The following is a 14,239-nucleotide window of genomic DNA, read 5'->3' as shown; positions in this document are numbered from 1 at the left end:
TGATGCCCCATATAATACTTTCTGGATACTATGGATTTAATAATGCAGGAGATGAAGCCATCTTAGCTGCCTTAATTACAGGGTTACAAGATAGGATAGATGATGTTGAGTTAACTGTATTATCTTCTAATCCTACTTGGACGAAAGAAGTGCATCAAGTTAAGGCAATTGGAAGATATAATATTAAGAAGTTAAGTAGTTACTTTAGATCAGCTGATTTATTGATTAGTGGTGGTGGTAGTTTGTTACAGGATGTAACAGGCTATAAGACAATTCCTTATTATTTAGGGGTGATGAAGTTGGCCCAACTATTTAAGACCCCAGTCTTTTGTTGTGGACAAGGGATTGGGCCCCTTAATAATCCACTTAATCGTAAGTTAGTCAAGCAAGTTTTAAATTCTGTAGCTGCAATTACTGTTAGAGATCGGGCTTCTCAAAAATTATTACAAGAAATAGGAGTTAAACAAGAGGTTAAATTAACTTCTGATCCAGTCTTTTTATTAAGGCCTGCTAAAACAGACCGAGTTAATCAAATCTTAAAGCAGGAAGAAATTGAGATTAATAAACCAACAATTGGTGTTGCCCCTCGAGCCTGGGGGGATAATTCATACTTAAAAGAGTTAGCTAAGTTATTGGACTTGCTTAAAGATAAGTTACAAGCTCAAATTTTATTCTTACCCCTTGATTATCCAGATGATCGAGAGGTTAGCTTACAGGTGCGAGAAATGATGAGTGAAGAGGCAATGGTTATTAGGGCCAACTACACCCCTCAGGAGGTTTTAGCGCTAACTGAGAGAGTAGATTTAATGGTGGGGGTTAGACTCCATTCCTTGATTTTTGCTACTGTAATGGGGGTTTTGCCTGCTGGTATTTCCTATGATCCGAAAGTAGATAATTTCTTGGAGCGTTTAAGCTTGGCCCCGGTAGCTAAAGTTGATTCACTAGAGGTAACTAAAACTTATAACAGGATAGTATCCTTATACGAAGAAAAAGAATCATTTAAATCAACTTTAGAGAAAAAATCTGATAATTTAGCAGGACTAGCTAGACAAAACCTAGAAATAACTTTAAGGCTATTAAGTGATTTTAATGATTGATAAAGTAGATATCTTAGGTATTTTAATTGATCGGGTGGATATGGGCCAAGCTTTAGATAGGATTGAAGAATTTATTAAATTGGATACTAGTAATCTAGTAGTAACTCCAAATGCTGAAATGATTATTAGAGCTACTAAAGATCCTAAGTTACGAGAAATTATTAATTCTGCTCAACTAATAGTTCCTGATGGAGCCGGAGTTATATTAGCTGCTAATTTATTGGGTCAACCACTTAGTGAACGAGTAGCTGGGATTGATTTAGTAAAGGAGTTATTAGCACAGGCTAATCAAAAAGATTATAGTTTTTATTTTTTAGGATCTGCTCCAGGGGTAGCTAATAAGGCAAAAGAAAAAGTGTTAAAGAAATGGCCTAAGCTAACTATTATAGCTCACCATGGCTACTTAGATCGTGAATTAGAAGAACAGGTAATAGATGAGATTAAAAAAGAGGAGATTGATATACTATTAGTAGGTATGGGGGTTCCTTTACAAGAAAAATGGTTAGCTACTTATTTAGATCAATTAGATATACCAGTTGGAATTGGTGTAGGAGGTACATTTGATATCTTAGCTGGTAATAAAAAACGGGCTCCAGAGGTTATACAAGGTCTTAATCTGGAGTGGTTATATAGACTGTTACAAGAGCCTAAACGTCTAGGTAGGATGACGGCCTTACCAGAGTTTATTTATAAAGTCTTACACCAACGATTAAAATAGATAAGGTGATGTGTTATGTTAAAGAAGGAATTATTTTATGATTACTTTATGATTACAATAGGCTCATTACTAACAGCAATGGGTTTAGTTATATTTTTAATACCCAATAAAATAGCTGCTGGAGGGGTAAGTGGTTTAGCCACAATAATTTATTATATATTTAATCTACCTGTTGGTAAGGTTATGTTAGCTTTAAATATTCCTCTTTTTATTGCTGGGGTTAAAGAGTTAGGGACTAAATTTGGGATTAGAACTTTATATGGAATTGTAGCTTTATCTTTAGCCACAGATTTATTGACTGGGAAATTAGCAGTTATAACTCATGATCCTTTATTAGCCTCTCTTTATGGAGGAGGATTGGCAGGGTTAGGCTTAGGATTGGTCTTTAGGGCCAAGGGAACTACTGGAGGAACTGATTTAGTAGCTCAAATAATTAGTAAGTATACTCACTTTAGTCCTGGTAAAAGTTTATTAATAATAGACTTTTGTGTAATTACTTTAGCTGGTTTAACTTTTGATGCTGAACAAGCCTTGTATGCTTTTATTGCTTTGTATGTAACCAGTTATGCTATTGACTTAGTCCAAGAAGGTTTAGATATTGCTAAAGCAACCTTTATTATTTCTGATTGTGCCCCTCAAATAAGACAAGAAATACTAGAAGAGATGGACCGGGGAGTAACTATCTTAAAAGGTGAAGGTGGCTTCTCTAGCAATAGTAAAGAGATATTATTATGTAGTATTAGCCGCTCAGAAGTATCAGACCTTAAGCGTTTGGTACATACTATAGATGAGGATGCCTTTGTAATAATTACTGAAGCACATGAAGTATTAGGAGAAGGCTTTAATGAACATAAGATTAAGGGGGTTTAATAATGGCAAATATTGAACAATTGCAAGAGAAAGCAAAGACTATTAGGTATGAGATTTTGGATATGTTAGTTGGATCAGGTTCTGGACATCCAGGGGGTTCTCTATCAGCGACTGATATTGTAACTGCACTTTATTTTGAGGAGATGAATCTAGATCCTCAGAACCCAGATTGGGAGGATAGGGATCGTTTTGTATTATCTAAAGGACATGCTGCACCTGTATTATATGCTACTTTAGCTGAAAAAGGATATTTCCCTAAGGAAGATTTAGGAACTTTAAGACAGTTAGGTAGTCATTTACAAGGCCATCCTGATATGAAGAAGACACCTGGGGTAGATATGACCACTGGTTCTTTAGGCCAAGGGATCTCTGCTGCTGTTGGTATGGCACTAGCTGGACAGTTAGATGAAAAGGATTATAATGTTTATTCTATATTAGGTGATGGCGAGTTACAGGAAGGCCAAGTCTGGGAAGCTGCTTTAGCAGCAGTTAAATTTGGACTGGATAATTTAGTAGGAATTGTGGATAATAATAGAATTCAGTTAGTGGGCAGAACAGAAGAAGTTATGTCTTCTACAATGCCAGTTGTAGAGAAGTTTGAGTCATTTGGTTGGCATGTAATAGAGATTAATGGGCATGATATGGAAGAAATTTTAGATGCCTTTGCTAAAGCAAAAGAGGTAACTGGTAAACCAGTAATGATTGTTGCTAATACAGTTAAAGGTAAAGGTGTTTCTTATATGGAGGATAATCCTGCTTGGCATGGTAAGACACCTGGAGAAGATAAAGCAGAACAAGCTTTAAGTGAACTGGAGTAAAAAACAATTAAAGATTAGAAGCATTGAATTACTTGGGGAGGGTAAAAAATGACAGAAGAAATTCCAACACGTAACGCTTATGGTGAAGCATTAGTTGAATTAGGTGCAAAAAATGAAGATGTTGTAGTATTAGATGCGGATTTAGCAGGTTCTACAAGAACAACTTATTTTGCTGAAGAGTATGAGGATAGATTTTTTCAGGTAGGAATTGCTGAACAAAATATGATGGGGATGGCAGCTGGTTTAGCCACTTGCGGTAAAGTTGCTTTTGCTAGTACTTTTGCTGTCTTTGGTAGTGCTCGGGTAGCAGATCAGATTAGAAATTCAATTGCCTATCCTAATTTAAATGTTAAGATTGCTGTTACTCACGCTGGGATAACGGTTGGCCCGGATGGTGCTACACATCAATCTGTTGAAGATTTAAGTATTCTACGAGCTATTCCAAATATGACAGTGATTGTTCCTGCTGATTATACAGAAGCTAAGGCAGCAACTAAAGCTGCGGCTGAATATGATGGGCCAGTATATCTTCGCTTTGGAAGAGTAGGAACGCCAGTTGTTTTTGCTGAAGAAGATTATAAGTTTGAGTGGGGTAAAGTTAATGTTGTAGAAGAAGGTAGTGATGTAACAATCTTTGCTGCTGGTATGATGTTAGCTAAAGCCCTTGAAGCTAAGGAAGAGTTAGCTCAAGAAGATATTTCAGCTGAAGTAGTTAATGTCCATACAATTAAGCCTTTAGATGTAGAAGGAGTTGTTGCTTCTGCTAAGAAAACTGGTGCTGTAGTAACAGCAGAAGAACATAATATTTATGGAGGATTAGGTAGTGCTATTGCTGAAGCTGTAGCAGAAAATTATCCTGTTCCTGTAAAAAGAGTGGGAGTTAAAGATACGTTTGGTAAGTCTGGTGCTCCTAAAGAGTTAATTGAAGAGTTTGATTTAACAGCTGAAGAAATTGTTAAGAATGTAAAAGAAGTAATTAAGAAAAAGTAAAGGAGGCATTAGTATGGATGCAGAAAAAGTAGCAGGAATGATTGATCATACGATTTTAGGCCCAGATGCTACTAAAGAAGATATAGTCAAAAAGTGTCAAGAAGCTATAGAGTATAAGTTTGCTTCTGTCTGTGTTAATCCTAGTTTTGTTAAGTTAGTTAAGCAAGAATTAAGTGGAAGTCCAGTTAAGGTATGTACAGTGATAGGTTTTCCTTTAGGGGCCAATACTACGGAAACAAAGTCTTTTGCTACTAGGGATGCAGTTGATGCAGGAGCTGATGAAATTGATATGGTAATTAATTTAGGAGCAATTAAGTCTAAAGCATGGGAGATTGTCCAAGATGATATTGCTGCTGTTGTTCAGGCTGCAGGAGATAAAATAGTCAAGGTGATTATTGAAACATGCTATTTAACAGAAGAAGAAAAAAAGAAAGCTTGCCAGGTAGCTAAAGAAGCAGGAGCTGATTTTGTTAAGACTTCCACTGGTTTTGGAACTGCTGGTGCTACAGTAGAAGATGTAAAATTAATGAAAGAAGTTGTAGGAGATGACTTAGAAGTTAAAGCTTCTGGTGGGGTTAGAAGTATGGCTGATGCTCAAGATATGATTGAAGCTGGAGCTACTAGGATTGGAGCGAGTTCTGGAGTTAAAATTGTCACAGGAGAAGAAGCTAATACAGATTATTAATAATGATACCTCCTCTATTTAGAGGAGGTTATTTTGTGTGCTCTGTAGTCTATGATGATAGTAGGTGTAAGTCCTGCCTATTCTGGAAGAATGGATAATATGGTTGAGATATTGTGGCACTCACAGACGAAATGGGTGAGCAAACGGAGAAAACAAACGTCAACCTAAGTTAATAAAGAACAGGATATGAAGCCAACAGTAACAGGGTGTTCATCGTGAGATGTAATCTGAAGAGTTTGAGGCGAAAAATCAGTCCGGAACAATATGTGAACCGAAGGTGGCATTCATTAGTGACGACTCACCAAAATAATGGGGAAGTCCAAGGCTAACTTATAGACCATAGGAATATGTTAGGCTAATGAGTGTGATTATGGTCGGAATGATTGGAATATAGCATAGGTGACCAGAGGATGCTCTAATATGGTCTTTATAGAAATTTATAAAGATAAGTGATGATATAACCTGAATAGGGAAAGTCAAAGCGATGAAATATTAGAGTTCAGAAGCTATCATAGTAGTGAAAAAAAAAAATCAATGAAAGTTGATTACAGTGAAGGATAGCCAGGTTATTGAAGTTTAGAATTGAGTGTTGATGGTATTTAAATCAAAATGGTTTAAACATTGTTAAAGACAATAAGTCTTAAAAGAAATAGCGGACAGAAAATCATAACTGGAAGCGTGATGAATTTAAGAAAAACCATGACCTAAGTAGTAGTAAACTAAGAGGTGCGATTGGCGAGAGCTTAGAAGACGTGCTTAGGAATGCTACGAATATAGGGGTTTAGATATTAAGACAGGATAGGAAGAACTGGTAAGTCGTGAGGTAGGATAGGTGAAAAAAAAAATTAGTTCGCTATATAGTATAAAAGATTTAGTGACTAAGAAAAGACATTTACATTGTGCAGCTCAGAAAGTTTTGAATAATGGTGGTTGTGGAGGGATTGACGGTGTAGAAGTTGAAGAATTTAGAGAAAATTACACTAAGAATATGAGTGCTTTATATCGCCAGTTAACAGAAGATAGATATGAGCCACAACCAGTTCTAAGAACGTATATCTCAAAAGGAAATGGAGAACAAAGACCACTAGGTATTCCAGTAATTAAAGACCGAATTGCCCAACAAGCAGTGAAACAGATTCTAGAGATACACTTTGAAGAAATATTCTGCGACTGTTCTTATGGTTTTAGACCTAATAGGTCAACCGAAGATGCAATTAAGAAAGTAGAAGAATATAAAGAACAAGGTTATAATTGGGTATTAGACGCAGATGTCAAATCTTACTTTGATACAATAGACCATGAAATTTTAATGGAGCTGATAGCAGAGGAAGTAAGTGATGGTTGGATATTAGATATTATTAGGTCGTGGCTTACTATAGGTGTCATGACTGAGCAAGGAAGAGAAGAAACAACGGAGGGAACTCCACAAGGAGGCGTAATTTCTCCACTTTTAGCAAATATCTACCTACATCACTTTGATAAGAAAATGACGCGTCGAGGATATAAGATAGTTAGATTTGCCGATGACTTTATAATTATGGCTAAGAGTAAAGCTAAAGCAGAACGTGCTTTGGAAGTAACTCGCCAGATTATAGAAAATGAATTAAACTTAAGACTACATCCTCGGAAAACAGTAATTACGAATTTTAATGATGGATTTAAATTTCTAGAATTTAAATTTTATAATTGTGATTATAAAAAGCCAAAAGAGAGCTCTATTAAAAGTTTCAAGGATAAAGTAAGAAAGAAAACCAAAAGGAATAGATCAATAGGAGTAGCTGTAATGATTGATGAACTTAATTTAATTATTAGAGGTTGGGGTAATAGCTTTCTACTAGGAAATGTTAAAGGACTATATAAAAAGTTAGATGGTTGGATAAGAATGAGAGTACGTTGTTTTATAGAAGGAAAGAAGGCGAAAGGACAGAATTATCGCCTTCCTAATAAAATATTAAGAGATTTAGGACTAGAATCACTGCTTACCGATGTGCTTTAGACAAGAGTAAAATATACATTTGTGGCAACACAAAGACGATAACTTACTCTCTGTTAAGGAGCAACAATGACCGAAAGCTGTATACGGGAGAACCGTACGTGCAGTTTGACAAGAGGTCCCAGCCGTGAGGCTGGTCCTACTTTATTTTAGCTTTTAACGACAGATTAAGACAAAAGATGACAAATAATTTATTGACAAACCTGTATATACAAGTTATAATATAATTGCTAAATAACCTGTATATACAAGTTATAAGATTATAACCCTATAAGAATTCATATAAGAGCTTGTGTATATAATTGAAAAAGTAAATTTGTTTCCTATAGGGAGGGAAATTAATGGCAAATTATAAGAAGAATGCCGAACAAATAATTAAATTTATTGGCGGTAAAGAAAATATTGAAAATGCAGCACACTGTGTAACAAGACTTCGTTTATCTTTAAAAGATGAATCTAAAGTAGATAAGGAAAAAGTAGAAGATGTAGAGTTAGTAAAAGGTGCTTTTAGTTCATCAGGAATCTACCAAATTGTTATTGGGTCTGGTGATGTTGAAAAAGTGTACGCAGAATTTACAGCTCTTACTGGATTGGAAGAAGCTTCGGTATCAGAAGTAAAGAGTTCTGGTGCTAAAAACTTAAATCCATTACAAAGATTAGTAAAGACATTATCTGATATTTTCATGCCTATTATTCCGGCTATTATAGTTGCTGGTGTATTGATGGGACTTAACAATTTATTAGGAGCTAAAGGATTATTTGTAGAAGGTAAGACTTTATTACAGGTATATCCTGATTTAAAAGGATTATGGAATTTAATTAATATGATGGCTAATACATCCTTTGTATTCTTACCTGCACTAGTTGGTTGGTCTGCAACTAAAAAGTTTGGTGGTAGTCCAATCTTAGGTATTGTTATGGGGCTTATGTTAGTACATCCTAGTCTGATGAATGCTTGGACTTATGGAGAAGCAGCACTTGAAGGAACAGTTCCGCATTTTAATATCTTAGGATTATTCCAGATTGAAAAGGTAGGATATCAAGGACAGGTATTACCAGTTTTAGCTGCAGCATATATTCTAAGTATAGTAGAAAAGTGGTTAAGAGACTGGGTTCCAAATGCTATTCAGTTATTAGTAGTGCCAATTACAACTATTTTAGTAACTGGATTCTTATCATTAGGACTTATTGGCCCGTTGACTCGTACTATGGGTAATGTATTAACTAGTGGAATTGTTAATGCTTACCAAGCTGTACCATGGTTAGGTGGTCTATTATATGGTGCACTTTATGCTCCAATGGTTGCTACAGGAATGCATCATATGTTCCTTGGGGTTGATATTCAACTTATAGCTCAACACGGTGGAACATTCTTATGGCCTATGTTAGCTTTATCTAATATAGCTCAAGGGAGTGCTTCTTTAGCAATAGCTTGGTTATCAAATGATCCGGATGAAGAGAGTCTAGCATCAACTTCTGCTATTTCTGCTTACTTTGGAATTACTGAACCAGCTTTATTTGGTGTGACATTAAGAAAGAAATATCCATTCTTTGCAGGAATTATTGGTTCTGCGTTAGCAGGCTTATATGTTACAACAAATGGTGTTTTGGCTTCATCAATTGGAATTGGTGGATTACCAGGCTTTATCTCAATTATTCCTAAGTATATTCCAGCATTTTTAGTTGGAATGGCAATTAGTTTAGTTATTCCATTTGTTTTAACAGTAATTTACGCCAAGAGATTTGCAAAATAGATTAATCACTAAAAGGCCTGAAAAGGCCTTTTAACTTTATATAAGACTTTATGGAGGTGGGTCAATTAATATGGAAAAATTAAGTGATAAATGGTGGAGAGATTCCGTTGTCTATCAAATTTACCCTAAAAGCTTTAATGATACTACAGGAAATGGTGAAGGTGACTTACAAGGAATTATAGAGAAACTTGATTATTTAAATAAATTAGGGGTTGATGTAATCTGGTTAACTCCAATTTACGAATCACCTCAGAATGATAACGGATATGATATAAGTGATTATTATAGTATTTACAAAGAGTATGGAACAATGGATGATTTTGAGAGATTATTAGAAGAGGCTCATCAACGTGGGATTAAAGTTATTATGGATATAGTTATTAATCATACTTCTACTGAGCACCAATGGTTTAAGGAAGCAAGAAAGTCTAAAGATAATCAATATAGAGATTTTTATATTTGGAAGGATGGTACTGAAGGCGAAGTACCAAATAACTGGGAATCAAAATTTGGTGGTTCTGCTTGGCAGTATGATGAGCAGACGGGGCAATATTATTTACACTTATTTGATGTAACACAGGCTGATTTAAATTGGGAGAATGAAGAAGTACGAGATAAATTATATGAGATGATGAACTTTTGGTTAGAGGAAAAAGGAGTAGATGGATTTAGGTTAGATGTAATTAATTTAGTCTCTAAAAGACAAGATTTCCCAGATGATTATCAAGGTGATGGCAGGAGATTCTATACTGACGGGCCAAGGGTTCATGAGTTTATGCAGGAAATGAATCAAGAGGTATTCTCCAATTATGATATGATGACAGTAGGAGAGATGTCTTCAACTAATATTGCAGATTGTGTTAAATATACTAATCCTGATAGAAATGAATTAGATATGGTCTTTAGCTTCTATCATCTAAAAGTTGATTATCCAAATGGGAAGAAATGGAGTAATGAAGACTTTGATTTTATTCAATTAAAAGAAATTTTATCCAACTGGCAGGTAGGAATGAATCAAGGTGGGGGCTGGAATGCTCTATTTTGGTGTAACCATGACCAACCACGAGTTGTAACTAGATTTGGTGATGATCAAGAGTATCATAAAGAATCAGCCAAAATGCTTGCTACAACAATGCACATGATGCAAGGTACTCCTTATATTTATCAAGGAGAGGAAATTGGTATGACAGATCCTAAATTTGATAGTATTGATGACTATCGTGATGTTGAGTCGCTAAATGCTTATCAAATTATGAAAGAAGAAGGTAAGACAGAAGAAGAAATTATGGCTGCTATTAGGGCCAAGTCCAGAGACAACTCCCGAACTCCAATGCAATGGGATGCTAGTGAACATGCTGGTTTTACTAGTGGAACACCTTGGATTAAGGAAGCATCAAATTATAAAGAAATTAATGCCGAGCAGGCATTAAAAGAGCAAGATTCTATCTTTTATCATTACCAAGAATTAATTAAATTAAGAAAAGAACTAGATATTATTGTCTATGGTGATTACCAATTAATTTTAGATGAGCACCAAGATATTTTTGCTTATCTAAGAAGTTATGAAGACGAAAAATTATTAGTGATTAATAACTTCTATGGTGAAGAAACTATTTTTGAATTACCAGCTAAATTACAGGATTTAGTTGATTATCAAAGTGAAGTTTTAATTTCTAATTATAGTGATTATCCAAAAGATTTTGCAAGGATTAAACTAAGACCATATGAGTCAATTGTTTATCATCTTGAAAAATAACTTTTTAGGTGATAAAATGTTTAGGGTGATAAATAATGAAGAATAAGTATTTGAAAATTTATAATGAGATTGTCAAACAAATAGAAAATGGTGAACTAGAGCCTAATGTAAAACTACCTTCTGAGAATAATTTGGCTGATAAATATGGTGCATCTAGGGGTACAATTAGAAAGGCACTAAATTTATTATCACAAAATGGTTATATCCAAAAGATAAAGGGCAAAGGTTCGATTGTTTTAGATGTAAAGAAGTTTGATTTTCCTATTTCGGGTATAGTAACCTTTAAAGAACTTTCCAAAAAAATGGGCCAAGCATCAGATACTACTGTTCATCAGTTAGATTTAATGAAACCAGATAATTTTCTAAAGAATCAATTAAGTGTAACAGAGGATGATCAAATTTGGAAGGTCGTAAGAGCTAGAGAAATAGGCCAAGACAAAATAATCTTAGATAAAGACTTTTTTAATCAAGAATTTGTTCCTTCTTTAACCAAAGAGATTTGTGAAGGATCAATTTATGAGTATCTTGAGGATGAACTAGGACTTGAAATTAGCTTCGCTAAAAAAGTAATCTCCGTAGAGGAAGCTACCAGAGAAGATAAAGAGTATTTAGATCTAAATGGTTATAATGTTGTAGCTGTTGTAAAGAATTATGTTCATCTAAATGATGCTAGTTTATTTCAATATACAGAGTCTAGACATAGACCGGATAAATTTAGGTTTATAGATTTTTCTAGACGTGGTGTTTAAGAGTTTTAGTAGGTTGTCTACTAAAACTCTTTTTTCTTTAGTTAGGTAGAGAATAATAAAAGTATTATCCTCTTATACTAATAAAAAATAGTTAGGAGAGATAATATGCTTTTTAGTGATAAATTAACTGAATTATCTATTGGAATGGCAAATGAAGAACTAAAGGAAATGGAGGCTTCAGATCCAGAAAAGTATGATAAGACCCTTGAAATGATAGTTTTAATGACTGAAATAGCAACTCATTTTTTAAATGAAAGTCAAGAATTTCGGGCAGCTTTTGCTAAGATACATGCTCAATTTTTAAAATATCCCGAGAGTAGAGAGGTAATAAAAGAATCAATGGCAGCTTATGATGACTTTAAGCAAAGTGAAGAAAAGTAATATTTTCTTCACTTGAAGTTTTTGTAGTAGATTCTTGACAATAGTTTTAAATTTAGTTAACATATAAATAGGTATAAATATGTTTATATAAGGAGAGATAATCATGAAAGAAAAAATAGAAGATACTGTCCCTCTACTAAAGGCTCTAGCAGATGAACGAAGGCTACAGATTATTAATTTATTATCTTGTGGTAAGATGTGTGTTTGTGATTTAACAGATAATTTAGAGATAAGTCAGCCTAATATGTCGCATCATCTTAAAGTTTTAAAGAATGCTGGATTAATTAAGGCTACTAAACGAGGAAAATGGGTTGATTATGAATTAGATAATGAAAGAATAAAAGAGTTGCAAAAAAATTTAGATTTTATGGTTACTAAACAACCACACCAACCTGATCTTGAAAAATCAAACTGTTAAAGGAGGATAAAATGAGGTTAGCTATAATTTCTGATATTCATAGTAATATTTATGCTTTAGAAGAAGTTTTAGAGGATATTAAGGGTAGGAAGGTAACCCAGATTGTTTGTGCAGGTGATTTAGTAGGTTATAATCCTTTTCCTAATCAAGTAATTGAGAGGATACAAGAAGAAGAGATTAAAACAGTCCAAGGTAATTATGATGATGCTATTGGAAATAATCGAATTGCTTGTGGTTGTGATTATAAAACAGAAAAAGCTAAGAAGATAGGCTTAAACTCTATTCAATTTAGTAGCACGGAGACTACAGAGGAGAATAAAGAATTTCTGAGTAATCTATCGCAAGAGTTGAAGTTAGAGCTAGCAGATTATGAAGTGTTATTAGTTCATGGTAGTCCACGTAGATTAAATGAATACCTTTATGCTGATAGTGAACAGGTGAAAGAAGTAACAGTAGAGTTAGAAGCGGATATTTTACTGTGTGGTCATACTCATCAGCCTTATCATAAAATAATTAATGATAAACACGTGATTAATGTAGGAAGTATTGGCAAACCTAAGCATGGTAATCCTAATGCAGTCTATACTATTTTGGAGATTAAAAATAAGCAGGTCAAGACTGAATTTATTGAAGTACCTTATCCAGTAGATAAAGTAACAGCTAAAATAAAAGAGACTGATTTGGCAGATGAATCGATTGAGTTATTAGAACAAGGAATTGGATAAATATCCTAAAGTAAAGTTAGATTAATAAATTAAATAAGGGGGATTAGGTGATGAGTCAACAAATACAAAATGAAGAGCAGGTGAAGGAAGAGGTAGTAGATGGAGGATTAGGTTTTTTTGAGAGGTACTTAACGATCTGGGTAGCAGTTTGTATTGTATTAGGAATCGGGGTTGGACGATTTTTACCAATAATTCCAGAGATATTAAGTCAGTTTGAATATGCTCAAGTTAATATTCCTGTAGCAGTTTTAATCTGGTTTATGATTTATCCAATGATGGTAGAAATTGATTTTAGTAGTATTATAGGAGCTGGGAAGAAGCCTAAGGGTTTGGGTTTAACATTAGTAGTAAATTGGTTGATTAAACCCTTTACCATGGTTTTCTTTGGTTGGTTATTTTTAGAGAATATTTTTAGAGTCTTTATTAGTCCAGAATTAGCAAATCAATATGTAGCAGGGATGATTTTATTAGGAGCAGCTCCTTGTACAGCAATGGTTTTCGTTTGGAGTTATTTAACAGATGGAGATGCAAATTATACTTTAGTTCAGGTAGCTGTAAATGATTTGGTCTTAGTTTTTGCGTATGCTCCTTTAGTAATGTTTTTATTAGGGGTAACTAACTTCAGTGTACCTTATGATACAGTACTATTATCTGTAGTATTATATATTGTTGTGCCCTTAGTAGCTGGTTATCTTTCTCGTAAGTATTTAATTAAAAATAAAGGTCTAGAGTGGTTTGAGAATGTCTATCTAAAGAGTTTAGATAACTTCACAATTATAGGATTATTATTAACGTTGATTATTTTATTTGCTTTCCAAGGTGATATTATTTTAAATAACCCACTTGATATCTTATTAATTGCTATTCCGTTAACGATTCAGACCTTCTTTATCTTTATCTTAGGCTATGGAGGATCTAAGTTACTTAACTTAGATCATTCTGTGGCTGCACCAGCTAGTATGATTGGAGCTAGTAACTTCTTTGAATTAGCAGTGGCAACAGCTATTTCTATCTTTGGTTTAACTTCTGGTGCTGCTTTAGCAACAGTAGTGGGAGTGCTAGTAGAAGTGCCAGTTATGTTAACTTTAGTAGCAATTGCTAATCGGACTCGAAACTGGTTTAATAAGGGTCATTAGTCATTTCGATTACAGGCTAGTTTGATTTTTTCGCAGACATATTAGTATATTCTAATATACTAATTAACAAAGGAGGACAGTAATGTCTTTGCTAGCTAAGTTACAAGTAGAAAAGATGGTTTAAAAGTTTATTATAGTTTAGAAAATGA

At 34.2% G+C, this 14,239-nt stretch carries 14 protein-coding genes; all 14 read left to right on the top strand.

What is annotated here, in order from left to right:
- Window positions 1-2: 2 nt before the first annotated feature.
- The 14 genes from csaB (at window position 3) to arsB (ending at window position 14,090) form a co-directional block, all read left to right on the top strand.
- A complete protein-coding gene (gene csaB / locus HALHA_RS10870) occupies window positions 3-1,097 on the top strand; it encodes a polysaccharide pyruvyl transferase CsaB (RefSeq protein ID WP_015327815.1) in 1,095 nt (364 codons plus the stop codon).
- Window positions 1,090-1,815 (top strand): WecB/TagA/CpsF family glycosyltransferase, encoded by a 726-nt coding sequence (locus HALHA_RS10865; protein WP_041607835.1) that lies wholly within the window; start codon window positions 1,090-1,092, stop codon window positions 1,813-1,815. The genes csaB and HALHA_RS10865 overlap by 8 nt, the downstream gene beginning before the upstream one ends.
- A gap of 15 nt (window positions 1,816-1,830) precedes the next feature.
- The gene (locus tag HALHA_RS10860; protein ID WP_015327813.1) at window positions 1,831-2,685 is read left to right on the top strand and encodes a YitT family protein; all 855 of its coding nucleotides are present in this window, start codon (window positions 1,831-1,833) and stop codon (window positions 2,683-2,685) included.
- Between the two features lie 2 nt (window positions 2,686-2,687).
- The gene (locus HALHA_RS10855; RefSeq protein ID WP_015327812.1) at window positions 2,688-3,503 is read left to right on the top strand and encodes a transketolase; all 816 of its coding nucleotides are present in this window, start codon (window positions 2,688-2,690) and stop codon (window positions 3,501-3,503) included.
- A gap of 48 nt (window positions 3,504-3,551) precedes the next feature.
- Entirely contained in the window at window positions 3,552-4,493 is a 942-nt protein-coding gene (locus HALHA_RS10850) for a transketolase family protein (protein WP_015327811.1), read from the top strand.
- A gap of 13 nt (window positions 4,494-4,506) precedes the next feature.
- Window positions 4,507-5,178 (top strand): deoxyribose-phosphate aldolase, encoded by a 672-nt coding sequence (gene deoC / locus HALHA_RS10845; protein ID WP_015327810.1) that lies wholly within the window; start codon window positions 4,507-4,509, stop codon window positions 5,176-5,178.
- A gap of 832 nt (window positions 5,179-6,010) precedes the next feature.
- Entirely contained in the window at window positions 6,011-7,174 is a 1,164-nt protein-coding gene (gene ltrA / locus HALHA_RS10840) for a group II intron reverse transcriptase/maturase (protein WP_015327809.1), read from the top strand.
- Window positions 7,175-7,512: 338 nt separating this feature from the next.
- On the top strand, window positions 7,513-8,925 hold the full coding sequence (treP, locus tag HALHA_RS10835; RefSeq protein WP_015327808.1) for a PTS system trehalose-specific EIIBC component: 1,413 nt from the start codon (window positions 7,513-7,515) through the stop codon (window positions 8,923-8,925).
- 70 nt (window positions 8,926-8,995) lie between these two features.
- The gene (gene treC, locus HALHA_RS10830) at window positions 8,996-10,681 is read left to right on the top strand and encodes an alpha,alpha-phosphotrehalase (RefSeq protein ID WP_015327807.1); all 1,686 of its coding nucleotides are present in this window, start codon (window positions 8,996-8,998) and stop codon (window positions 10,679-10,681) included.
- 35 nt (window positions 10,682-10,716) lie between these two features.
- The gene (gene treR, locus HALHA_RS10825) at window positions 10,717-11,430 is read left to right on the top strand and encodes a trehalose operon repressor (RefSeq protein ID WP_015327806.1); all 714 of its coding nucleotides are present in this window, start codon (window positions 10,717-10,719) and stop codon (window positions 11,428-11,430) included.
- 105 nt (window positions 11,431-11,535) lie between these two features.
- Window positions 11,536-11,811, top strand: coding sequence for a hypothetical protein (locus HALHA_RS10820; RefSeq protein ID WP_015327805.1), 276 nt, complete (start codon window positions 11,536-11,538; stop codon window positions 11,809-11,811).
- A 103-nt stretch (window positions 11,812-11,914) separates the two neighbouring features.
- A complete protein-coding gene (locus HALHA_RS10815) occupies window positions 11,915-12,229 on the top strand; it encodes an ArsR/SmtB family transcription factor (protein WP_015327804.1) in 315 nt (104 codons plus the stop codon).
- Window positions 12,230-12,240: 11 nt separating this feature from the next.
- A complete protein-coding gene (locus HALHA_RS10810; RefSeq protein WP_015327803.1) occupies window positions 12,241-12,954 on the top strand; it encodes a metallophosphoesterase family protein in 714 nt (237 codons plus the stop codon).
- 50 nt (window positions 12,955-13,004) lie between these two features.
- Window positions 13,005-14,090: an ACR3 family arsenite efflux transporter gene (gene arsB, locus HALHA_RS10805; protein ID WP_015327802.1), complete on the top strand. Its 1,086-nt coding sequence runs from the start codon at window positions 13,005-13,007 to the stop codon at window positions 14,088-14,090.
- Window positions 14,091-14,239: the final 149 nt, after the last annotated feature.

The sequence above is a fragment of the Halobacteroides halobius DSM 5150 genome (assembly GCF_000328625.1).
GTDB lineage: Bacteria > Bacillota > Halanaerobiia > Halobacteroidales > Halobacteroidaceae > Halobacteroides > Halobacteroides halobius.
Note: the sequence above shows the minus strand (reverse complement) of the source record. Positions and strands in the feature narration are given on the sequence as shown.

What these genes read in the sequence shown, in the direction of transcription:
- HALHA_RS10865 (WP_041607835.1), top strand. Translation starts at nt 1,090, where the DNA reads ATGATTGATAAAGTAGATATCTTAGGTATTTTAATTGATCGGGTGGAT.
- treC (WP_015327807.1), top strand. Translation starts at nt 8,996, where the DNA reads ATGGAAAAATTAAGTGATAAATGGTGGAGAGATTCCGTTGTCTATCAA.
- HALHA_RS10855 (WP_015327812.1), top strand. Translation starts at nt 2,688, where the DNA reads ATGGCAAATATTGAACAATTGCAAGAGAAAGCAAAGACTATTAGGTAT.
- HALHA_RS10850 (WP_015327811.1), top strand. Translation starts at nt 3,552, where the DNA reads ATGACAGAAGAAATTCCAACACGTAACGCTTATGGTGAAGCATTAGTT.
- HALHA_RS10860 (WP_015327813.1), top strand. Translation starts at nt 1,831, where the DNA reads ATGTTAAAGAAGGAATTATTTTATGATTACTTTATGATTACAATAGGC.
- treP (WP_015327808.1), top strand. Translation starts at nt 7,513, where the DNA reads ATGGCAAATTATAAGAAGAATGCCGAACAAATAATTAAATTTATTGGC.
- HALHA_RS10820 (WP_015327805.1), top strand. Translation starts at nt 11,536, where the DNA reads ATGCTTTTTAGTGATAAATTAACTGAATTATCTATTGGAATGGCAAAT.
- HALHA_RS10815 (WP_015327804.1), top strand. Translation starts at nt 11,915, where the DNA reads ATGAAAGAAAAAATAGAAGATACTGTCCCTCTACTAAAGGCTCTAGCA.
- HALHA_RS10810 (WP_015327803.1), top strand. Translation starts at nt 12,241, where the DNA reads ATGAGGTTAGCTATAATTTCTGATATTCATAGTAATATTTATGCTTTA.
- deoC (WP_015327810.1), top strand. Translation starts at nt 4,507, where the DNA reads ATGGATGCAGAAAAAGTAGCAGGAATGATTGATCATACGATTTTAGGC.
- treR (WP_015327806.1), top strand. Translation starts at nt 10,717, where the DNA reads ATGAAGAATAAGTATTTGAAAATTTATAATGAGATTGTCAAACAAATA.
- arsB (WP_015327802.1), top strand. Translation starts at nt 13,005, where the DNA reads ATGAGTCAACAAATACAAAATGAAGAGCAGGTGAAGGAAGAGGTAGTA.
- csaB (WP_015327815.1), top strand. Translation starts at nt 3, where the DNA reads ATGCCCCATATAATACTTTCTGGATACTATGGATTTAATAATGCAGGA.